Origin of the sequence: Niveispirillum sp., assembly GCF_052437035.1 — a bacterium.
GTDB lineage: Bacteria > Pseudomonadota > Alphaproteobacteria > Azospirillales > Azospirillaceae > Niveispirillum.
In genome coordinates this window covers 121,329-143,241 of sequence record NZ_JBQVOH010000001.1, presented here as the reverse complement: position 1 = coordinate 143,241, position 21,913 = coordinate 121,329, and the positions used below count along the sequence as shown (strand labels likewise).

The window sequence follows — 21,913 nt, the reverse complement described above, 5'->3', positions numbered from 1 at the left end:
CCGGACAGGCACATGCGATCCAGACATCTCCCGCTGTTCACCCGCCGTTTGGTTACGGGTCTGTTGACCCTGTGCCTGACGGCGCCCGTCGCCCTGGCCCAACAGGCACCGGAACCGGCCTCCGCCCTCAAGGTCAAGGAACTGGTCACTGCAAAGCGCCACATGGTGGTGGCCGCCAATCCGCTGGCGGTGCAGGCGGGGCTGGAGATTTTGCGGCACGGCGGTACCGCCGTGGATGCGGCGGTGGCCGTACAGGCGGTGCTGGGTCTGGCCGAGCCGCAATCATCGGGCATGGCGGGTGGCGCATTCATGCTGCTGGCGGAGCCTGGCGGCAAACTGACCACCTATGACGGGCGGGAGGTGGCGGGTGCCGCCGTGACGCCTAACCTTTTCATCGGTGCCGATGGTAAGCCCATGCCGTTCCTGGACACCCTGCCCCAGGGCCGCGCCGTGGGTGTGCCGGGTGTCGTTGCCATGCTGGCCCAGGCCCATGCCGCCCATGGCAAGCTGCCTTGGAACAGCCTGTTCAAGCCCGCCATTGATCTGGCCGATGCCGGCGTGCCCGCCTGGCCACGCATGGTCGGTGTGCTGACCGAATGGCAGCGCATGCTGGGCAAGGCACCCGACTTGCAGCGCGTCTATTACCGCGAGGGCGGGCGACCACCGGCCCTGGGTGAGCGTATTTCCATGCCTGAACAGGCCGTCAGCCTGCGTCTGATCGCGGCTGCTGGCCCTGACGCCTTCTATCGCGGTCCCATCGCCAAGGCCATTGTCAGCCGCCTGCAACAGGCCGCCGGTGACAGCGGCACGCCCGTCCTGACCCTGGAGGACATGGCCAATTACAAGGCCGTGGAACGTGACGGCATCTGCATGCCCTACCGCGTCTGGAAGGTCTGCGGCATGGCCCCGCCATCGGCGGGCGGTGTGGCGATTTTGCAGATCTTGGGCATGCTGTCGCAATATGACCTGCGCGCCATGGGCAAGGATGACCCCAAGGCTTGGCACCTGTTGATGGAGGCCAGCCGCCGCGCCCATGCCGACCGGGAGGCGCATGTGGGCGACCCGGACAAGGTACCGGTGCCCACCCGTGGCCTGATTGATGGTGGCTATATCGCCAGCCGCGCCGCCGGGATCGACCCCGCCCGCGCCGCAACAGGCCCCGTTCTGCCGGGCGAGCCACCCTTCCGCACCGGTGCCCTGTTCCCCGCCGCCGATGGGCCCGACATCCCCTCCACCACGCATTTCTCCATCATTGATGATGCGGGGCGCATGGTGTCGATGACCAGTTCGGTGGAGTTCGCCTTCGGTTCCGGCCTGATCGCCGGCGGCTTCGTGCTGAACAACCAGATGACGGATTTCACCTTCGTACCCACCAAGGACGGAAAGCCCGTCGCCAATGCGCCGGGGCCGGGCAAGCGCCCGCGTTCCTCCATGGCGCCAACGGTGGTGTTCGATCAGAAGGGCAATCCCGTTCTGGCCGTCGGCTCGCCCGGCGGCACTGCTATCATCGGCTACGTGGCCGAAGCGCTGGTGGCCATGCTGGACTGGGATATGGACCCACAGGCCGCCGTAAACCTGCCCATCCTGCTGAACCGCAATGGCGCCACCCAGATCGAATCGGTGCCCGCCGCCGACAATCTGGCCAACGCCCTGACGGCCATGGGCCATCAGGTGAAGCGGGACAATGTCAACAGCGGCATCCACATCATCCGCGTCACCCCGGCCAGTATTCAGGGTGGCGCCGACCCCCGCCGCGACGGTATCGCGGCGGGGGATTGAGCATGCCCCTTGGCATGAACATTATCAGGCGGCGATGATGGTCTTCACGAAGCGGTCGACCTCGGTGTTCAGCACCACTGACTGACGAGTCACGTCAGATGCCGTGCCATGCACGGTGGCTGCCGCACCACCGGTGTTGGCCGCCGCCTGACTGACGCCTTGCACCGCGTCGCAGACGGCCTGGGTGCCGTTGGCGACATCCTGCACGGTGCGGGCGATCTCATTGGTGCTGGCCTGCTGTTCCTCGATGGCGGCGGCCAGCGCCGTCGTGATCTCCCCGATCTTGTCGATGGTGTTGGCGATGCGGGCGATGGCGATCACGGCGGCTCCCGTCTCCCGCTGGATACTCGACACCTGCGAGGTGATGTCCTCCGTCGCCTTGCCCGTCTGCATGGCCAGGGCCTTCACCTCCGACGCGACGACGGCAAAGCCCTTACCGGCCTCCCCTGCACGCGCTGCCTCAATGGTGGCGTTGAGCGCCAGGAGGTTGGTTTGCGCCGCGATACCCTGGATCAGCCCCACCACTTCGGAAATACGGCCAGCGGCACCCTGCAGGCCATCCATGGTCCGGCTCGTCTCGCCCGCATCCTCCACGGCGGCCCGGGCGACATTATTGGCCTCCACGACCTGACGCGCGATCTCCGCGATGGAGGCATTGATCTGCTCCGTTGCGGCGGCCACGCTCTGCACGCCGGCGGCACTTTCATCCGACGCACTGGCCACTTCGGCGGCCTGGGTCGCGGCAGCCTTGGCGGCACCGGTCAGACCCTCGGCGCTGTCGCGCATATCCTGGGCGGACCGGGCCAATGCCGTAGACACCTCGCCCAGCTTGGACGCGAAATCATTGGTCAGCTTCTCTAGCCGGCGCTGGCGTTCCTCCTTCGCGGCCTGTTCGGCCCTCTGGGCAGCTTCCAGGCGCTTGGCTTCTGCCAGACCACGCTTGAACACGTCCAACGCATCGGCGATCTGCCCGATCTCATCCCCGCGACCGGTTTCCGGCACATGGGCCGACAGGTCGCCATTGGCCATCTGCCGCACGGTGCCCGTCACGGAAACCAGCGGACCTGTGACCTGACGCGACACAAGCCACATCGCAAAGGCGACGGACCCGAGGATGCCGACGGTCGCGATAGTCAGCATGGTCATCCGTTCGCGGTCGGCGAAGCTGTCCAACTCACCGATGACGGTCTTGACACGGGACACCTGCTGTTCAGACAGCGCCACCATGGCCTTGTTGAAGGCCTGGCGGTTGGCGCGGTTGGCATCATTGTCACCATAAGTGCGGGCGGATGCGGCACCTTCGGCCTGCCCCAGACGAATCAGTTCACGGCGGAAGGTCACGAATTCACGGCCCTTGGTCACCGCCTCATCCATGGCCGCCTTCTGGGCACCCTGGGCCAGCGCCTGATACTCGCCCAACCGCTTGTCCAGCAGGTCCAAGCTGGCCGTCATCGGCTTGGCGAATTTCTCCACCTCGGCGGCGTCACGGGCCATGTAGATGCCGCGGCTGTCCATCACGACGCCGTTGATCAGGCCATTGATCTGTTCGGACAGGACGGCACGTTGGGTGTCGCGTCCCATCCGCTCTACCTCACCCTGATAGACCGACATGGCGGACAGACCCATCACAGCCATGATGATCGCCACCAACGCCAACATGCCCATGGCGATGTTGACCTTCATGCCGATGCGCAGATCGCGGAGCTGCTTCATTCATCCCTCCCCTACCGTCTGAACGGCGCCGGGCCGTTTCACCCGGAACAAAAATCATAGGGTCGGAATGATGACGTGAAGCCGTGCGATTTTAACGGGTCCAAAGGGTTAGGTAGTGCTAAAACCGCAGGTATCCACTCAGCGATAAAGGTCAGGTTGCCCTCTTCTTACGAATGAATCTCAAAAACATCGGAACGCGGCCTGCATCCAGAGCTTTCTGCTCGTACCTTGTCTGGGGCCAGTCTTCGGGGCGGACACGCCAGTCTTCGACGGTTCTGGCCGTCCATTCGAAGTCCGGATAGCGCCATGTATGTTCCAGCATCCAGCGCTGTAACTGCGGATCATCCGACGCGATACGCAGCTCCGCCCCGTCCTTCAGGACGCGGGCCAAGCGCGGCAGATTGACCGGTCCGATGAAGCGGCGGAAAGCATGGCGCGCCTTGGGCCAGGGGTCGGGGAACAGCACAAAGGCACGGCCCACCGACGCGTCAGGCAGCGCATCCAGGATGGGGCGCGCATCGTCGGGAACGACCCGGATATTGGTCTGGCCGGCTTCCGCCACATGCTTCAGCAGGGACGAGACGCCATTGATGAAGGGCTCACAGCCGATGAAGCCGATATCGGGATTACGTTCAGACTGCCAGGCCAGATGCTCCCCGCCGCCGAAGCCAACCTCGAACCACAGGTCGCGCTTGGGTGTGTCGAACAGACTGGCAGGGTCCAGACATTCCCCCTCCGCCGGCGCCGTCAGCTTCATCTTGGGCAGCAGCGTCTCCATTACCTCCAACCGCTGCTTGCGCAGGGGACGGCCCAGACGGCGGCCATAGAGAACCTTGCGGTGGGGGATGCTGTCCTCGGACATGATGCGACTCGGATCGTTCAAACAGATGGTCGGAATAGCAAACGGCCCGCCGGGTGGGCGGGCCGCTGCCAATATGGTGCCGGGCGGACAAAAGCCGCCCGAAAGGATCAGGCGCCAAACGCCGACTTTAGATCGGCAACCAGATCGGTCTTCTCCCAGCTGAAGCCGCCATCGGCATCCGGCTCACGACCGAAATGGCCATAGGCGGCCGTGCGGGCGTAAATGGCACGGTTCAGCTTCAGATGCTCACGGATGCCACGCGGGGACAGGTTCATCAACTGACGCAGCACGTCGGACAGCTTGTCCTCATCCACGCGACCAGTGCCGGCGGTATCAATATAGACCGACAGCGGGTGTGAAACGCCGATAGCGTAGCTGAGCTGGATCGTGCACTTGTCGGCCAGACCGGCAGCAACAACGTTCTTGGCCAGATAGCGCGCGGCATAGGCGGCAGAACGGTCAACCTTGGTCGGGTCCTTGCCGGAGAAGGCGCCGCCGCCATGCGGTGCGGCACCGCCATAGGTATCCACGATGATCTTGCGACCAGTCAGACCGGCGTCACCGTCGGGACCGCCAATCACGAACCGGCCCGTCGGGTTCACGTAGAACGCCTCTTCCGGGCACATCCAGCCTTCCGGCAGGATATCCAGGACGTGCTTGCGCGCCGTCTCGCGGATTTCTTCCTGGCTCACCGTCTCGGAATGCTGAGTGGACAGCACCACGGAGGTAGCGCCCACCGGCTTGCCATCGCGGTACTGGAGCGAGAACTGGCTCTTGGCATCGGGGCCCAGCCAGGGGGTCTCACCCGAGTGACGCACCTTGGCCAGATTCTTCAACAGCTGATGGCTGTAATAGATCGGGGCAGGCATCAGGGCCGGCGTTTCAGTGCAGGCGTAACCGAACATGATGCCCTGGTCGCCCGCGCCCTCATCCTTGTTGCCAGCGGCATCAACGCCAACGGCAATGTCGGCAGACTGCGCATGCAGATGCACGGCAACCTCGGCCGTGGCCCAGTGGAAACCCTTCTGCTCATAGCCGATGTCGCGGACAGCCTCACGGGCCACTTCCTCGACCTTCTTCAGCAGGCTGCCGGGGCCACGCACCTCACCCGCGATCACGATACGGTTGGTCGTGGCCAATGTCTCGCACGCCACGCGGGCGACGGGGTCTTCCGCCAAGTAGAGATCGACGACAGCGTCGGAGATACGGTCACAGACCTTGTCCGGATGACCTTCGGACACGGATTCGGACGTAAAGACGTAGTTCGACTTGGCCACTTGGGTCGCCTCAGCTGATCTGTTTCCGGGCATAAAAAAACACGCCGCCCCAGAGCAAATGGGGCCGCGTGTTTGTCGCAATCTTTTACAGAAGGGTCAAGGGTGCAGGCGAAGGTCTAACCGAACAGCATCGCCGCCCGTTGCATCCGATCAACCGGCGTCGGCAGGTCCGGCGACAGCCTTCGTCAACTCGAAGATGCGCTTGCGCACGGCCGGATCGGTAATCCGGTAATAGGCGCGCACCAGTTCCAGCGTCTCACGCTTGGCCATCGGATCGGGTTCGCCCGCCTCCGGCATCGGCGTCGGGGCCGGATTGGGCGAACCATCGGGATTCGGCATGTCGTCAAAGAAGAACGACACCGGCACATCCAGAACACGGCTGAGGTCGAACAGGCGGGAAGCGCCGATGCGGTTGGCACCGCGCTCATACTTCTGGACCTGCTGGAACGTCAGGCCAATGGCCTCACCCAGCTTTTCCTGGCTCATGCCCAGCAGGGTACGACGCAGACGCACACGCGTGCCGACATGAACATCAATGGGATTCGGCTTGCCGAGCTTGGGTCGACCGCCACCACGACGGCCACGGGTTTCGGTTTGCATGCGGACAACCTCCAGAATGGCGTTATGCCGATCCTGCGACATACGTTTGCATGTCGTCAAGCGATTAACCTCTATTCTTTGGTATGCTGCACATCCATGTCTGTATCCAGAAGGACATATGCACGCATTGCCCCAAAACTCACTGTGAATCCGGCATCAGGCCGTTATCCGGCGGCGCGCCTTCACGACGACGGCCAGTAACAGACCGAACCAGATCAGGGCGGGGACTAGATCGCCAAAGTCTGCATACAATGGCACGAAAACGGCGCGCTGCGGTAGTGAAATATCCAGATTTCCGCTATCGCCGAGCGGTATGCTGCCCCTGACCCGCCCGTATGCGTCGATAACACCCGAGATGCCGGTATTGGCGGCGCGTACCAGGGGCACCCCCTCCTCCACCGCACGCACGACAGTAATGGCAAAATGCTGGTGGGGTCCTGCGGTCTGTCCATACCAGGCATCATTGGTCAGGTTCAGCAGCCAGTGCGGGCGTTCTCCCACGCGCGGCATCACCGCACCTGGGAAGATCACCTCGTAACAGATGAGCGGACTGGCCGCGGGTGCGCCGGGCAGTGACAGGGCCTGCGGACCGGGACCGGCGGAAAAATCCGCTCCCGCCGCCACGGCCTTCATGCCTTTGGGCAGCAGGGCACGCAGCGGCAAATATTCGCCGAACGGAACCAAGTGAAACTTGTCGAAACTGGCTGCAACCTGTCCACCCTGGGTCAGGGCGAAAAGGCTGTTGAAATAGACATAGTTGCCGGCAGAATCCGTAGCCAGTCGGTTACCGCCGGTAATCAAGGCACCGCCCGGCGGTGCAATCTGTGTCAAAAGCCGGGTCAGCGGCTGCTGATCGGCATTTGAACTGTCAGAAGACAGGAAATAGGGCACCGCTGTTTCCGGCCAGATGACATGGGTGATGCGGTCCCACCCCTCCGCACCGGACATGGAAATCAGATGGCGCAGATTGTTGATCTTCGCCTCTTCCTTCCATTTCAGTTCCTGCGGAATATTGGGCTGCACCACACGTAGCATGACGCCGGGCACATCGCCCAACCCCTGCCCCGCCATGCGCCAGCCCCCCCAGCCAGCCACCAGCGCCAGAACGGCCACACCGGTCAGTGCCGGTCGCCAGGAAGGCCTTGGCCCCGCCAACGTCGCCGGCAGTGCCGCTATCAGGACCGTCAGCAGCGACAGGCCATAGATGCCGGCCACGGATGCAAACTGAAGCACCGGCAGGACCTGCACCCAGCCATATCCCAGCAGGTTCCAGGGAAAGCCCGTGAACAGATGCCCGCGCGCATATTCCACGGCAACCCAAGCCAGGGCCAAGGCAACCGCTTCCGCCCACCCCGTCAGGCCGAACCGCCGCCGCGCCCAGCCAAAGGCAGCCGTGCCGGCACCCAGGAACAGGCCCAGCAGCGCCGGCAACCCCAGCAGGGCAAAGGGGAGCATGAACCAGAAGCGGCCAATATCGGTGAACAAGGCCGCACTGATCCAGTATAGGCCCAGTACGTGATGGCCGACGCCAAAGGCAAAGCCAATGGCAAAATCAGTCCGGGCCCGATCCGATCCGCGCAACAGCCAGATGAGCAGCGGAAAGGCCAGCCACAACAGGGGCAGGACATGGGCCGGCGGCAGCGCCAAGGTCGCCACCGCACCGGCCAGCGCGGACACCCCCAACCGCCGCCACCCCCGCATATCGGCGACCCGACCGGCCAGTATGGCGAGACGGGGCGAAACGGCTGGTTGGGTCATCAGGCTATCCGGACAGGGGGTTGAGACGCGCAGACCTGCGGATCAGGGCAGGCGTCACCCAACCGCCCGCTGAGGCTCGCCCGCATCATCGTCCTTGTTCGTGACGAGATTGTGGACGCGCAGCATCTTGATGCGGCGCGGATCGGCATCCAGGATTTCGAACGCCAGCCCACCCGGATGCTTCAGCACTTCACCAGGCGAGGGCACGCGACCCGCCATGGCAAAGACCAGCCCGCCCAGCGTGTCGACATCCTCCAGCTCGTCTGCGTCGAAATAGCGGCCTAGCTGCGCCTCGAACTCTTCCACCGGGATACGAGCATCGACATCGACGGTGCCATCGGCGCGCGGGGTCAGGGCGCTTTCCTCGGCATCGTCATGCTCGTCCTCGATCTCGCCCACGATCTCTTCCACCAGATCCTCGATGGACACCAAACCGTCGATGCCGCCGAATTCATCGACCACCAGCGCCAGATGCTGGCGTTTCTGCCGCATCTTAAGCAGCAGGTCGAGAACGGGCATGGAGGGGGCGACGATCATCACCTCGCGGGTGATGGCCTGCATGTCAAAGCTGCGGGCACCGGCGACACAGGCCAGAACGTCCTTGATATGGACCATGCCGACCACGTCATCCAGCTCTTCCCGGTACACGGGCATGCGGCTGTGCGCCTCTTCGGAGAAACGCTTGATCAGGTCGGGCAGGGTAATGTCCATGGGCACGCCGACAATATCGGCACGCGGCACCATGGCATCGGCCACGGTGCGATGACGCAGTTTCAGGATATTGGCGAGCAAGGCCCGCTCTCCCTCCGCCATGGAGGGCTCCCTGGGGCCCGTCTCCTCGATCAGTTCCTCAATCGTGTCGCGCAGCGTGTCACCACCGCGCACCCCGAGGATTGATCGCAGCCAGCCACGCAGGTGCTGGGCGAGGGTTCCATTTTCTTCCGCCCCGTCTTCGCGGGGCGATCGACTGTCGCTGAGGTCGGCCATCATCTTTCTGGGGTTATGGGGACGGGTCCGGGAGAGTTATCTCCCGGATCATCAGGCGCGCGGTGTCCTTCCGGCAGCCCGGCATAGGGGTCGGCGATACCAAGCCCCGACAGGATCTGGGTTTCCAGCCGTTCCATCTGTTCGGCCTCGGAATCCTCAATATGGTCGTAACCCAGGAGATGCAGAACGCCGTGGGTCACAAGGTGGGCCAGATGGTCGGCAAAGGCTTTGCGCTGCTCACGCGCCTCGCGTTCCACCGTTTCAAACGCCAGAATCACATCGCCCAATATTACAGGAACCGGAGCCTCTGGCGACAGGAATTCCACATCGCCGTCATCAGGCTCGTCGCCAAGCTCTTCTTCGTCCTGTTCTTCGTTCTCAAAGCCCTCATCATCGCCCTCTTCATCGCCGCCATCAGCGTAAAGGGCGAAGGACAGGACGTTGGTGGGCTTGTCCTTACCACGATAATTCTTGTTCAGTTCCTTAACCGTATCGTCATCGGCCAGGATCACCGACATCTCAATCGGGCCTCCGGGCAGCCAGTCCGGGTCCTGCGCATGCGCCGCCGCCAGGGCGGAACGGGCCGAGCGCTCGCACAGCATTTCCACATCGGCAACCGACGCTTCCCAGCGCTCGTCCTCAATGGACAGCGCGATCTCAACACGATCCGGCATGTCTAGGCCCCTTCCCGCGCGCGATCAGCCGCGTCATAGGCGCGGACGATACGACCCACCAGCGGGTGACGCACGACATCCTGGTCGGTAAACTCCACAAACGACACGCCCTCCACCCCGCGCAGGATGGTCAGCGCCTCCCGCAGGCCAGATTTCTGGCCGGTGGGCAAGTCGATCTGGGTGACGTCGCCCGTCACCACCATGCGGCTGCCCTCACCCAGGCGGGTCAGGAACATCTTCATCTGCATGGGCGTGGTATTCTGCGCCTCGTCCAAAATGACGAACGCATGGGCCAGCGTGCGCCCGCGCATGAAGGCCAGCGGCGCCACCTCGATCACCCCGGTCTCCAGCCGCTTTGTGACCTGATCCCCCGGCAGCATGTCATGCAGCGCGTCATAGAGCGGGCGAAGGTAGGGGTCCACCTTCTCCTTCATGTCGCCGGGCAGGAAACCCAGCCGCTCCCCCGCCTCTACGGCGGGACGCGACAGGATGATGCGTTCAATCGACCCCTGCATCAGCATGCTGACCGCCTGTGCCACCGCCAGATAGGTCTTACCCGTGCCCGCAGGACCCAAGCCGAACACCAGTTCGCTCTCGGCCAGCGCCTCCAGATAGCGCGCCTGGGTGGCGCTGCGCGGGGTGATGGTGCGGCGCTTGGTCTTAAGGCCGGCGCGCGGGTCCGATAGTTGGGCGAGCGCATTGCCACTGGTCTGTACGTCCGCACTGATGGCCAGACGGGCGGCGGCATCCACCTCCCCCGGCCCGACGGGCATGCCGGCCTTCACCCGGTCCCACAGGGCCAGGATGGCGGCGCGTGCGGCCTGGGCGGAGTCGTCACCGCCGGCGATGGACAGGACATTGCCGCGCGATACCAGCCGCGTGCCCGTCTGCTTTTCCAGCCGTGTCAGGAACTGGCCATGCTCCCCGAACAGCAGCGGCAGCAGGCGATTATCGTCGAACGACAGTTCCAGATTGGTCAAGCGTGTGCCTCCACCGCCGGGCGGGCGGCCTGGGTCATGGTTTCACCGGTCACGACATGGCCCGACAGGCTGTTGGCGAAGGCGCCGGTGACATGCACCTCCACCATCTGGCCCATCAACCGGGCCGGGGCCTGGACATAGACCGACTGCATATAGGCGCTGCGGCCCAGCAACTGCCCCTCCAGCTTGCCCACACGGTCGAACAGCACGGTCAGGTTCCGCCCGATCATGGTCTGGTTGAAGGCTACCTGCTGGGCGTTCAGCAATTGCTGCACCGCCTGCAACCGCTCATCCTTCACCTTCTCGTCCACCTGACGGCCTTCCAGACCGGCGGCGGGCGTACCGGGGCGGGGGGAATATTTGAAACTATAGGCCTGGGCATAGCCGATATCGGTGATCAGGCGTAGCGTGTCGGCAAAATCCTGATCCGTTTCACCGGGAAAGCCCGTGATGAAATCCGACGACAGGGCCAGATCGGGCTGACGTGCGCGCAGTCGGTCGATCAGGCGGCGGTAATCATCGCCCGTGTGCTTGCGGTTCATGGCCGCCAGGATACGGTCGGAACCCGACTGTACCGGCAGATGCAGGAACGGCATCAGTTGCGGCACGGTGCCGTGCGCGTCGATCAGGTCGTCATCCATGTCGCGCGGGTGGCTGGTGGTATAGCGTATACGCTCCAGCCCGTCGATCTCCGCCAGTTGCCGGATCAGCCGACCCAGGCCCCAGGCCTTGCCATCCGGCCCCTCACCATGGAACGCATTCACATTCTGGCCCAGCAGGGTGACCTCCCGCACACCGTGCGACACCAGCCGCCGCGCCTCGTTCAGCACCTGGCTGACGGGCCGGCTATATTCCGACCCACGCGTATAGGGGACGACGCAGAAGGTGCAGAACTTGTCGCAGCCTTCCTGCACCGACAGGAACGCCGCCGGCCCCTGCGGCTTGGCACTTTCCTCGGGCAGCAGGTCGAACTTGCTCTCCACCGGGAAGTCGGTATTCACCACCCCGCCGGCCCCGCGTACCGCGCGCGTCACCATTTCGGGCAGCTGGTGATAGGTCTGGGGACCGAACACCATATCCACATGCGGGGCGCGCATCATGATCTCCGCCCCCTCCGCCTGCGCCACACAGCCGGCCACGGCCACCACCATGCGCCCGCCGTCCGCCTCCTTCTCATTCTGAAGGTGCCGGATACGCCCCAGCTCGGAATAGACCTTTTCCGATGCCTTCTCACGGATATGGCAGGTGTTCAGGATCACCATATCGGCGCCATCGGGCGTATCCGTCGGCTCATACCCCAGCGGCCCCAGGACATCGGCCATGCGGTCGCTGTCATAGACATTCATCTGGCAGCCATAGGTCTTGATGAACAGCTTCTTCTTCAACGCCGTCACCCCGAAACCGGGGCCTTTCCGCATGACAAAGGGCACGGGATGGCAAAGGCCAGCCGTTTAACCGGTGCAAGATAGGGATGTGGCCGCCAGAGTCAACGTTGCAGCACGGATGAGCGGGGGCGATGGCGGTGCATGGGGGGCGGCGTTGGAGGCCTCAGCCGGGAAGGTTCCAATCAACAACGTTCGCTTCTGAATTCACGACCTTGAAATTCAGAATATCATCGGGCCAATCAGTACCCAAACCGACAAATTCAATTAAGTCAACCTGACCAGACTTAACAAACAGAATCACGTCGGATAGCACGGAACCATTATTCAATAATAAATTGATCCCAATATCAACGGGACCATCGGGAATCGAAACATTCGGCTTACAGAAGCTTAACGATGCGAAATATCCAGACCCTGTAAAGTTACGACTATCAACGTTAAATTCCGGCTCCAAATTGGTACCAAGCTGCCGATACATGACGCGAAGAACTGTACGCTCAATCGAGTTCCGCATGTCATGCATGGTGATTGTCAAATCCTGTCATGGCTGGACGATAATCAACTCTCAGTCCCTCACTCCTCAATCGGCCGATATCGCGCCCGGTACGCTGCCTCTTCCGCCGCCATGCCTTCTTGGGCGCGGCCTTCCTTGATGATGTTCAGCAGAGCGTAGAGCACTTCCTGTACGCCCTCGCCCGCCGCACCCGACATCACGAAGACGGGCTTCTTGGCGGAACGGCGCAGCTTGGTGCGCTTGAACTCGATCTCTTCCTCGGTCAGGGCGTCGACCTTGTTCAGGACAACGATTTCCTTCTTGTCGGCCAGACCACCGCCATACATGCGCAGCTCACGGCGGATGGTGCGGTAGGCCAGTTGCACATCTTCCTGCGTGCCGTCGATCAGGTGCAGCAGCACACGCGTGCGCTCCACATGGCCCAGGAAGCGGGTACCCAGGCCATGGCCTTCATGCGCGCCTTCGATCAGGCCCGGAATATCGGCGATGACGAACTCTTCCTCACCGGCCTTCACCACGCCCAGGTTGGGCACCAGGGTCGTGAAGGGATAATCGGCGATCTTGGGCCGCGCCCGGCTGACGGCGGCCAGGAAGGTGCTCTTGCCGGCATTGGGCAGGCCCAGCAGGCCGGCATCGGCGATCAGCTTCAGACGCAGCCAGACCCAGCGCTCCTCCCCCGGCCAGCCGGGGCCGAAATTGCGAGGCGCACGGTTGGTGCTGGTCTTGAAATGCTCATTGCCGTAACCGCCATCGCCACCCTTCAGCAGCACAATGCGCTGCCCGGCCTCGGTCATGTCGGCGATGACCGTTTCCTGATCCTCGTCCAGCACCTGGGTACCGACGGGCACGCGCAGCACCACATCGGCGCCACGGGCACCGTTGCGGGACGAACCCATGCCATGGTCGCCCTTCTTGGCCTTGAAATGCTGCTGATAGCGATAGTCGATCAACGTGTTCAGGCCGTCCACGGCCTCGATCACCACATCGCCGCCACGCCCGCCATTGCCGCCATCCGGCCCGCCAAAGGGGATGAACTTCTCACGCCGGAACGCCACCGCACCCGGCCCGCCATCACCGCTACGCAGGTAGATTTTGCACTGATCAAGGAACTTCATGGCGGCACCGACTTCTACAACAGGAACGGGAGGCACCCAAGGGCGGCGACTGCCGCCCCGCGATCACATGGTCGCGTAAGCCAAGCCGCCGGAGGCGGCGCCCGGCGCCTGAGGGAACATCAAAAACTCAAAACAAATCGGGGGAACGGTTGCCCGCTCCCCCGACCCGTCAAATTCCGGTCACCGGCCTAAAAGCCGATGGACAGACCTTACTCGGCAGCGATCGCCGGCTCGTCATCGAAGCTGACTTCGTTGACGGCGACAAAGGTGCGACCCTTCAGGCCGGTCTTGAACTCGACATTGCCGTGAACCAGCGCGAACAGCGTGTGGTCCTTGCCGATGCCGACATTCTCGCCAGCATGGAACTTGGTGCCGCGCTGACGGACCAGGATGTTGCCGGCCAGAACCAGCTCACCACCAAAGCGCTTGACGCCCAGACGGCGGCCAGCGGTATCGCGACCATTGCGGGACGAGCCGCCTGCCTTTTTATGTGCCATGGATTTAACTCCTCAACTGAAGCTTCAAAAAGGCGCTCAGGCCTGGATACCGGTGATGCGCAGCACCGTCACTTCCTGACGATGGCCGTTCTTCCGGCGGTAGTTCTGGCGGCGCTTCTTCTTGAAGATGATGATCTTGTCGTTGCGATCCTGGGCGACAACGTCAGCCGTGACAACGGCGTTGGCGATCAGGGGCGTACCGACAGTGGTGGTGCCCTCGTTGCTGACCAGCAGGACTTCGTCCAGCTTCAGGGAGGCGCCAGCCTCACCGGCCAGCTTCTCAACCCGAATGACGTCGCCGGCCGCGACCTTGTACTGCTTACCGCCGGTGCGGATGACTGCGAACATTCTAACCACCACTTCTTAAAGATCCGGGAACCCCCGCCAATGGGATGGCCCCTTCCATTCTGCCGCAAAAAGGAATACGGCAGCCAAAGAGGCTCCGTTTCCAGAGGCGGCGGAATATACCTGTCCGAGACGGGCTGTCAACCAGGAACCGACTCTTTTCCTTGGGTCTTCGCCCCCCGCGCCCTGCAAGGGTGGGGTCCATCCGCCGCATGGAATTGACTATATAATGGATGGGACCCGTGAAAAAGGACTGTTGCATCGCGCCGGCTGTTTGTGTAGGTTCCGCGCCACTTCGCCAGGACGCCCCGGTTGACCCCCGGAAATCATGCGCGGCGAGGTCATGCGGAGAGGTGGCGGAGTGGTCGAACGCGTCGGTCTCGAAAACCGAAGTACCCGCAAGGGTACCGTGGGTTCGAATCCCACCCTCTCCGCCATTTAACCTCCCCTCATATCAGCCGGCTTATTGCCCGATCACCCTACACTCACCGGTTTCGGCAGAATTCCGGCGGCGATGGCGGCGCCATAGGCCTTGGTGATGAAATCCGTCATCTCATTGGATGAGTTGGAGGCCGCTGCAAAGTCAGGGTGCCTGTTCAACTCGCGCGCCACCGTTCGCATCCTTTCGGTCAAGGCCGGGTCGCCACCCGTGGCCTCGAACACCTTGCCCATCCAGCGGCGCGCAAGGTCCATAGCTTCGGCGGAGGTCGGATCAACAATCTTCATGAGGCGGGCGGCCTCCTGGCCCAGGGCGTCCCAATCCGCATCGGGTTTATCCATGCCGCGATAGCCGTTGGCCGTCAGGATTGCCTGGTCGGCTGCGGAGAAATGTTTGTTGGCGACCACCGCATAAGCAGCCGCCAGATCTTCCGTACGATTGTCAGTCATTGTCGTTTCCTTCGAGAGCGTCATCAGATCGTCCAAGGAAAGACCATCGCCTCTGGCAAGTTTAAGTCGGGCCGTACCCAACAGCCGCCGCGCCCTGTCGATACGCTCCGCCTCCTGGCACAGCACCTGATCATGCCATTCCAGGAAAGTGGCCAGATCGGGCATACCGCCGGACAGGAGTTCGGCAATCCTGCTGAGCGAAAAGCCGAAGCTCTTAAGGGCGATCACCTGATGCAGGCGCGCGATCTGGTCAGGGCCATAGACCCGCCAACCGGCGGCGGTCCGTTCGGCCCGAACCAATCCATGCGCTTCGTAAACGCGCAGTGCCTTTGCGGTTACACCAAGCCGGCGGGCGGCGGCGGCACAACGCAGATAAGGTCCAGCTTTTGCCAAGACGTGTCTTCCTTCTTCGAACGAAGACCTTATCGGGCTTGCCCCAAGGGCCGGCTCAAGAGGAAAAATATCGGAAAATTTGTGACCCCATCCGCACCCAGGCGGCGGGGGTCAGCAGCGGGGGCGGCAGCCGATACAGCCACCGCCCGACAGTCCCTTACAAAATGAACTTCGACAGATCGGTATTCTGCGACAGGCCGTCCAGCTGCTGACGGACATAGGCGGCATCCACCGTGATTGCCTCCCCGCTCCTTTCCGTCGCGGCGAAGCTGATTTCCTCCAGCAGACGTTCCATCACCGTGTGCAGGCGGCGGGCACCGATATTCTCGACCGTCCGGTTGATCTCGGCGGCCAGCCGGGCCAGTTCGTCGATGGCGTCGTCGGTAAAGACCAACTCCACCTCTTCCGTCTTCAGCAGGGCCACATATTGCTTGATCAGGCTGCATTCCGGCTCCGTCAGGATGCGGCGGAAATCGGCCTGGGACAGGGGCTGCAAATTCACACGAATAGGCAGACGGCCCTGCAATTCCGGCAGCAGGTCGCTGGGCTTGGCGACATGGAAAGCACCGGACGCGATGAACAGAATATGGTCGGTCTTCACGGCCCCATGTTTGGTGGACACCACCGTGCCCTCGATCAGGGGCAGCAGGTCACGCTGCACGCCTTCGCGCGACACGTCGCCACCACCGCGATGTTCACCGCGCGCACAGATCTTGTCGATCTCGTCCAGGAAGACGATGCCGTTCTGCTCCACCGAATGGATGGCCTCGGCGACCACCTTCTCATTATCGAGAAGCTTGTCGCTTTCCTCGGCCATCAGCACTTCATAACTTTCCGACACGCTCATCTTGCGGGTCTTGGTGCGACCGCCACCAAAGGCCTTGCCGAAAATATCACCCAGATTGACCATGCCCATCTGGGCGCCCGGCATGCCGGGCACATCGAAGGTCGGCATGCCCGGAACGGCATTGTCGGCCACCTGCACCTCGATCTCGCGGTCGTTCAGCGTGCCTTCGCGCAGCATCTTGCGGAACTTCGCGCGGGTCTCCGCCCCCGCCCCGTCGCCGACCAGCGCGTCCAGCACCCGTTCCTCGGCATGCAATTCGGCCTTGGCGGCCACTTCCTGGCGCAAGCGGGTGCGGGTCATGACGATGGCGGCTTCGACCAGATCACGGATGATCTGTTCCACATCACGGCCGACATAGCCGACTTCGGTGAACTTGGTCGCCTCCACCTTCACGAACGGCGCCTGAGCCAGCTTGGCCAGACGACGCGCGATCTCGGTCTTGCCCACGCCGGTCGGGCCGATCATCAGGATGTTCTTGGGATATACTTCCTCGCGCATCTGGCCGGTCAACTGCTGACGGCGCCAGCGGTTGCGCAGCGCGATGGCGACAGCGCGCTTGGCTTCGTTCTGGCCGACAATAAATCGATCCAGCTCCGAAACGATCTCACGCGGGGAAAAGGCGGTGGCACTCATCACATCTTCTCCAGCGTGACGGAATGGTTGGTATAGACACAGATGTCGGCGGCCACTTTCATAGCCTTACGGGCAATCATTTCGGCATCGAAACCTTCAATATCCTTCAGCGCGCGGGCCGCCGCCAGGGCATAGGAGCCGCCCGATCCGATGCCGATGATGCCGTCTTCGGGTTCCAGAACATCGCCATTGCCGGTGATGACCAGAGAGACGTCCTTGTCCGCCACAGCCATCAGCGCCTCCAGACGGCGTAGATAACGATCGGTGCGCCAATCCTTGGCCATTTCCACCGCCGCGCGGGTCAACTGCCCCGGATGCTGTTCAAGCTTGGCTTCCAGCCGTTCGAACAGGGCGAAGGCGTCGGCGGTGGCGCCGGCGAATCCGGCCATGACGGTGCCGCCCGCCAGACGGCGGACCTTACGGGCATTGGACTTCATCACCGTCTGCCCCATCGACACCTGGCCGTCACCGGCGATGACCACCTGCCCATCCTTGCGGACGGAAATGATGGTGGTGCCATGCCACTGGATAGGGTCGTGGGGATTTGGATTGCCGGTCATCGGGCTCACTCAAAGGCAAAGGAAGGAAGAACACGCCCTGCTATGTGGGCAGGCGGCGGACAACGTCAAGCATGGGCACCATGGGACAGCCCCACCCTGGCCCTGGCTCTGCCCCCTGATGCTTGCATTTCAATGGTTTCACCCCCTACACTCTGGCCCATTGTGAAGCCCGCCGTCGCCCATGTCATCGCGATCGCCGGTGCCGCCCTGCTGGGGCTGGCTGCGATCGGCTGGATGCTGCTTCCCCTGTGGGAAGCGCAATCCCCCGTGCTCGGCCTGCTGACGCTGGCCCTGCTTCTGACCATCGCCGCCATGTTCCTGCGGCTGCTGGCCTGGGGCCGGGGGCGGGAACTGGATATGCAGGAGACGCGGACGGAGAATGCACGTCTGCTGGCCCTGCTGGATGCCAGCCCCGATGCCTGGTTCGCCCTGGGCAGCGACGGCGATCTGGCACAGTCCGCCGGATTCGCGGCCCTGTTGGGCCTGGAACAGGTGCGCGGGCTGGAGGATGTGGAACAGGCGCTGGCGCCCAGCGATGCCGCCGCTCTGCACGGTTCCTTCCGCCATCTGACCGACAGTGGCCAGCCCTTCCAGATCAATGTCCGGCTTGCCGACGGGTCGGCCTTCTTCCTGGCCAGCGGACGGCGGGGCAAGGCGACGGATGGCACCGCCCTGCATCTGCTTTGGCTGCGCGATGTCACGCCGCAGGGCCAGGAACAAGTGCGCCGTCAGGAATTACAAGGTGCGCAGGCGATGGAGCTGGAAAAGCTGCGTTGCCTTCTGTCCACCCTGCCCATCCCGCTTTGGCGGCGCAATGCGTCGCTGGACCTGGACTGGTGCAATCAGGCCTATGCCAACCTGCTGGACAGCAGCCCGGAACAGGTGCTTGAGGCGGGCCGCGAACTGCCCGGCGGCGGCCTGTTTGGCGCGCCCCGCGATCTGGCCCAGCGCGCGCGGGAGACGGGGGCGGCGCAGAGCGAGGAACGGTTCCTGGTGGTGGATGGCGACCGCCGTCTGTTCCAGCTGACCGAAGTCCCCCTGCCGCAAGGCTGCATGATCGGCATGGCCGTGGACCGGACCACCGAACGCGGCCTAAAGGATGAGCTGACCCGCCATATCGACGCGCATGGCGAGGTGCTGCACCAGTTGGGCTCCGCCATCGCCATCTATGGCCCCGACATGCGGATCAAGTTCCATAACCACGCCTTCGCACGGCTATGGGACATGGATACGGGCTGGCTGGCAGAGGAACCGACCTTTGGCGAGGTGCTGGAAGACCTGCGTGACCGCCGCAAGCTGACGGAAGAGGCGGATTTCCCGCGCTGGAAGAAGCAGCAGCTGGGCCTGTTCACCTCGCTGATCGAGCCGATGGAAGAGCTGATGCATCTGCCCGACGGGCGGACGCTGCGCTCCCTCGTGGTGCCGCATCCGTTTGGCGGACTGATGTTCGTGGCCGAGGATGTGACCCACACCCTGGCCCTGGAAAGCTCCTACAACACCCTGATGGCGGTGCAGCAGGAGACGCTGGACAATCTGGCCGAAGGGGTGGCCGTGTTCGGCGGCGATGGCCGCCTGAAACTCTGCAACCCAGCCTTCCAGCGTCTCTGGTCCGTCGATGCCGAACAGGTGCGGGGCGAGCCGCATGCCAACCGGCTGGTCGATTTCGTGCGCCCGCTGCTGGACGAAGGCGGGGATTGGGATCAGGAGCGGGACCGGCTGGTCAGCCGCCTGCTGGAACGCGCCGCGGATGCCGGCATCATGCGCCGGGTCGATGGATCGGTCCTGCGCTATGCCCTGGTACCGCTGCCCGACGGGGCGGTGCTGTTCTCCTGCCTGGACGTCACCGACAGCGACAAGGTCGAAACGGCCCTGCGGTCCAGCAATGAAGCGCTGGAGGCCGCCGACCGGTTGAAGGCGGAATTCATCGCCAACGTGTCCTATCAGCTGCGCACGCCGCTGAACGCCATCATGGGCTTCGCCGAAATCCTGCATAACCAGTATTTCGGGCCGCTGAACAACCGGCAGCAGGAATATGCCAAGGGTGTGCTGGAGGCGAGCCGGCGCCTGCTGTCTCTGGTCAATGACATCCTGGATCTGGCCACCATCGAGGCCGGGTTCATGGTGCTGGAACAAGAACAGTTCGACATTCCACAGCTTCTGCATTCGGTCGCAGGATTGACCCGCGACTGGGCCCGCAAGCAGGGACTGGACCTGCGCGTCGATGTTCCCGATCATGTCGGGGCCATGCAGGGGGACGAGAAGCGGCTGAAACAGGCCTTGTTCAACCTCGTCTCCAACGCCATCAAGTTCACGCCTGCCGGCGGCCGCATCACCCTGTCGGCGGAACGGCAGGGTGATCAGGTTGTGCTGGGCGTCGCCGATACCGGCCTGGGCATCACCACCGAGGAACAGAGCCGCGTCTTCGAACGGTTCGAACGCGGGGCCGCCGGCAATACCGGGTCGGGCGGTGCCGGCCTGGGCCTGTCGCTGGTGAAAAGCTTCGTGGAACTACATGGCGGCGCCGTCGAGATTGAAAGCGACGGGCAGAATGGCAGCACCATCCGCTGCCGCCTGCCCGCCATGCCCGTGAAGCTGTAGGTTCGATCAAAACCCCAGCAGCGACCGGTGTGCCCCCACCCCCGCAAGCATACCTGACGCCACCGACAAGGTTGCGCTGTGCATCTGCATGGTGGCGTCACCCGCCGCGAAGATGCCGGGCACGCTGGTTTCCTTGCCCTCATTGATCCGCAGATAGGGGCCGCTATGCCCCTCCTCAAAGGCGCAGCCCAATTGCAGGGCCAGGGGGCTGGCCATATGGGTGCGGGGTCCGACGAACAGGGCGGCCAGGGGCAGGACCCGCCCATCGGCCAGCCTTACCGCCGATAGTGACGGTGCCTCGCCCAGCATTTCCATGATCGGCACCCTTTCCACCGTGATACCGCGTTCGGTCAGCCGCACCATCATCTCCGCCCCTGGCAGGAACGCGTCTTGGGTGAACAGGGTGACAGGCCCCCAATCCGACACCAGCAGCGCCTTCATATCTGATCCGGCCTGGGTGCCCAGAACGCCAAGCGGCCGCCCCGCCACCTCATAACCATGGCAATAGGGGCAATGCAGGGCACCCACACCCCAGCGTTCCTTCATGCCCGGAATGGCCGGCAATTCATCCCGCACGCCGGTGGCCAGGATAAGACGCCGGCCCTCAAGGGTGCTGCCATCCGCCAGGGCGACGGCAAAGGCGTCCAGGGTGCCCGCCGCCCCCACCACCTCCCCCCGCACCAGGGTGAAGGTCGGATAGGCGGACAGTTCGGCCATGCCGCGTGCCTGGATGTCCGCCGGTGCCACCCCATCCTGACCCAGGAACCCATGGGAATGCGCCGCGAACCGGTTGCGCGGCTGTCCCGCATCGATCAGCAGCACACGCCGCCGCGCCCGCGTCAGGGGCATTGCGGCGGCCAGCCCGGCAAAGCCGCCACCGATGATGATCACGTCATGAAGCATTATCGCCTCCATCATGTTACTTCATAAGTTACATGATGGAGGCGATAGCGGGATTACGCAACATCTCTTGTTACGAAAACCTGCATGCGGTAAGCAGAGCCATGCGACCCGACAGCCGCCTTTCCCGCATGCTGCATGCCCTGATCCACATGGATCGGATGCAAGGGGCCGCCACGTCCGAAACGCTGGCCGCCATGTTGAACACCAACCCCGTGGTGGTGCGCCGGACCATGGCAGGGCTGCGTCAGCAGGGGCTGGTCCGGTCGGAAAAGGGGCATGGCGGCGGCTGGGTCCTGGCCCGCCCGCTGGACGCGATCAGTCTGCTGGACATCTATCAAGCGCTGGGCGAGCCACAGCTTTTTGCCATCGGCCCGTCGGTGGACAATCCCACCTGTCTGGTGGAACAGGCCGTCAATCAGGCGCTGGAGGACAGCCTGTCCGCCGCGCGCACCCTGCTTGTGTCGCGGTTGGCACAGACCAGCCTGGGCGACCTGGGGCGGCAGTTCGAGGAGAAGCTGCGCAGCGGTGCCTGGACCCTGCCACAGCATCCGCACGATACCGGCACCTGACAAGGCAAAGGCTTGATCCGGCCCCTTTTTTCGCCA

20 protein-coding genes and 1 tRNA gene are annotated in these 21,913 nt (G+C 63.4%); 4 read left to right on the top strand and 17 right to left on the bottom strand.

From position 1 onward, the window contains the following. Nucleotides 1–12 precede the first annotated feature (12 nt). Nucleotides 13–1,779, top strand: coding sequence for a gamma-glutamyltransferase (ggt, locus tag ACT6Q8_RS00650; protein WP_444733795.1), 1,767 nt, complete (start codon nt 13–15; stop codon nt 1,777–1,779). Between the two features lie 24 nt (nt 1,780–1,803). Here the strand turns inward: ggt and ACT6Q8_RS00645 are convergent, their stop codons facing one another. The 13 genes from ACT6Q8_RS00645 to rplU all read right to left on the bottom strand — a co-directional run bounded on the left by ACT6Q8_RS00645 (nt 1,804) and on the right by rplU (nt 14,489). Continuing rightward, nucleotides 1,804–3,492 carry a methyl-accepting chemotaxis protein gene (locus ACT6Q8_RS00645; RefSeq protein ID WP_054165748.1) on the bottom strand — a complete coding sequence of 563 codons (1,689 nt, stop codon included), beginning with the start codon at nt 3,490–3,492 and terminating at the stop codon, nt 1,804–1,806. Between the two features lie 151 nt (nt 3,493–3,643). After that, nucleotides 3,644–4,354 (bottom strand): tRNA (guanine(46)-N(7))-methyltransferase TrmB, encoded by a 711-nt coding sequence (trmB, locus tag ACT6Q8_RS00640; RefSeq protein ID WP_444733796.1) that lies wholly within the window; start codon nt 4,352–4,354, stop codon nt 3,644–3,646. Nucleotides 4,355–4,461: 107 nt separating this feature from the next. Continuing rightward, on the bottom strand, nt 4,462–5,631 hold the full coding sequence (metK, locus tag ACT6Q8_RS00635) for a methionine adenosyltransferase (RefSeq protein WP_054165746.1): 1,170 nt from the start codon (nt 5,629–5,631) through the stop codon (nt 4,462–4,464). A 150-nt stretch (nt 5,632–5,781) separates the two neighbouring features. After that, nucleotides 5,782–6,231, bottom strand: coding sequence for a helix-turn-helix domain-containing protein (locus ACT6Q8_RS00630; RefSeq protein ID WP_054165993.1), 450 nt, complete (start codon nt 6,229–6,231; stop codon nt 5,782–5,784). Between the two features lie 156 nt (nt 6,232–6,387). Beyond that, nucleotides 6,388–7,989 (bottom strand): apolipoprotein N-acyltransferase, encoded by a 1,602-nt coding sequence (gene lnt / locus ACT6Q8_RS00625; RefSeq protein ID WP_444733797.1) that lies wholly within the window; start codon nt 7,987–7,989, stop codon nt 6,388–6,390. Between the two features lie 54 nt (nt 7,990–8,043). Continuing rightward, a complete protein-coding gene (locus ACT6Q8_RS00620) occupies nt 8,044–8,979 on the bottom strand; it encodes a hemolysin family protein (protein ID WP_444733798.1) in 936 nt (311 codons plus the stop codon). Next, the gene (gene ybeY, locus ACT6Q8_RS00615) at nt 8,976–9,650 is read right to left on the bottom strand and encodes an rRNA maturation RNase YbeY (RefSeq protein ID WP_444733799.1); all 675 of its coding nucleotides are present in this window, start codon (nt 9,648–9,650) and stop codon (nt 8,976–8,978) included. The genes ACT6Q8_RS00620 and ybeY overlap by 4 nt, the downstream gene beginning before the upstream one ends. A gap of 2 nt (nt 9,651–9,652) precedes the next feature. Continuing rightward, nucleotides 9,653–10,630, bottom strand: a complete 978-nt coding sequence (locus ACT6Q8_RS00610) for a PhoH family protein (protein ID WP_444733800.1) — start codon at nt 10,628–10,630, stop codon at nt 9,653–9,655. Then, nucleotides 10,627–12,048, bottom strand: coding sequence for a tRNA (N6-isopentenyl adenosine(37)-C2)-methylthiotransferase MiaB (miaB, locus tag ACT6Q8_RS00605; protein ID WP_444733801.1), 1,422 nt, complete (start codon nt 12,046–12,048; stop codon nt 10,627–10,629). The genes ACT6Q8_RS00610 and miaB overlap by 4 nt, the downstream gene beginning before the upstream one ends. Nucleotides 12,049–12,178: 130 nt before the next feature. Beyond that, complete coding sequence (locus ACT6Q8_RS00600) at nt 12,179–12,538, bottom strand: hypothetical protein (RefSeq protein ID WP_444733802.1); 360 nt, start codon at nt 12,536–12,538, stop codon at nt 12,179–12,181. Between the two features lie 50 nt (nt 12,539–12,588). Further along, on the bottom strand, nt 12,589–13,644 hold the full coding sequence (obgE, locus tag ACT6Q8_RS00595) for a GTPase ObgE (RefSeq protein ID WP_054165742.1): 1,056 nt from the start codon (nt 13,642–13,644) through the stop codon (nt 12,589–12,591). 209 nt (nt 13,645–13,853) lie between these two features. Further along, nucleotides 13,854–14,141, bottom strand: a complete 288-nt coding sequence (rpmA, locus tag ACT6Q8_RS00590) for a 50S ribosomal protein L27 (protein WP_054165741.1) — start codon at nt 14,139–14,141, stop codon at nt 13,854–13,856. A gap of 36 nt (nt 14,142–14,177) precedes the next feature. Then, nucleotides 14,178–14,489 carry a 50S ribosomal protein L21 gene (gene rplU, locus ACT6Q8_RS00585; RefSeq protein WP_054165740.1) on the bottom strand — a complete coding sequence of 104 codons (312 nt, stop codon included), beginning with the start codon at nt 14,487–14,489 and terminating at the stop codon, nt 14,178–14,180. A 344-nt stretch (nt 14,490–14,833) separates the two neighbouring features. On the opposite strand from rplU, the gene ACT6Q8_RS00580 reads away from it, so the two are divergent. Continuing rightward, nucleotides 14,834–14,923 (top strand) — tRNA-Ser (locus ACT6Q8_RS00580). A gap of 37 nt (nt 14,924–14,960) precedes the next feature. On the opposite strand, the gene ACT6Q8_RS00575 is transcribed toward ACT6Q8_RS00580, so the two are convergent. From ACT6Q8_RS00575 to hslV, 3 genes are all read right to left on the bottom strand, one after another. After that, nucleotides 14,961–15,767 (bottom strand): MerR family transcriptional regulator, encoded by an 807-nt coding sequence (locus tag ACT6Q8_RS00575; RefSeq protein WP_054165739.1) that lies wholly within the window; start codon nt 15,765–15,767, stop codon nt 14,961–14,963. Nucleotides 15,768–15,924: 157 nt separating this feature from the next. Then, complete coding sequence (gene hslU / locus ACT6Q8_RS00570; protein WP_054165738.1) at nt 15,925–17,247, bottom strand: ATP-dependent protease ATPase subunit HslU; 1,323 nt, start codon at nt 17,245–17,247, stop codon at nt 15,925–15,927. Beyond that, a complete protein-coding gene (gene hslV / locus ACT6Q8_RS00565; protein WP_054165737.1) occupies nt 17,247–17,807 on the bottom strand; it encodes an ATP-dependent protease subunit HslV in 561 nt (186 codons plus the stop codon). The genes hslU and hslV overlap by 1 nt, the downstream gene beginning before the upstream one ends. Before the next feature lie 132 nt (nt 17,808–17,939). On the opposite strand from hslV, the gene ACT6Q8_RS00560 reads away from it, so the two are divergent. Next, on the top strand, nt 17,940–20,405 hold the full coding sequence (locus ACT6Q8_RS00560; protein ID WP_444733803.1) for an ATP-binding protein: 2,466 nt from the start codon (nt 17,940–17,942) through the stop codon (nt 20,403–20,405). A 6-nt stretch (nt 20,406–20,411) separates the two neighbouring features. Here the strand turns inward: ACT6Q8_RS00560 and ACT6Q8_RS00555 are convergent, their stop codons facing one another. Further along, nucleotides 20,412–21,308, bottom strand: a complete 897-nt coding sequence (locus ACT6Q8_RS00555) for an NAD(P)/FAD-dependent oxidoreductase (RefSeq protein WP_444733804.1) — start codon at nt 21,306–21,308, stop codon at nt 20,412–20,414. Between the two features lie 101 nt (nt 21,309–21,409). Here ACT6Q8_RS00555 and ACT6Q8_RS00550 point away from each other — a divergent pair, with 101 nt between their 5' ends. After that, entirely contained in the window at nt 21,410–21,877 is a 468-nt protein-coding gene (locus ACT6Q8_RS00550; RefSeq protein WP_444733805.1) for an Rrf2 family transcriptional regulator, read from the top strand. Nucleotides 21,878–21,913: the final 36 nt, after the last annotated feature.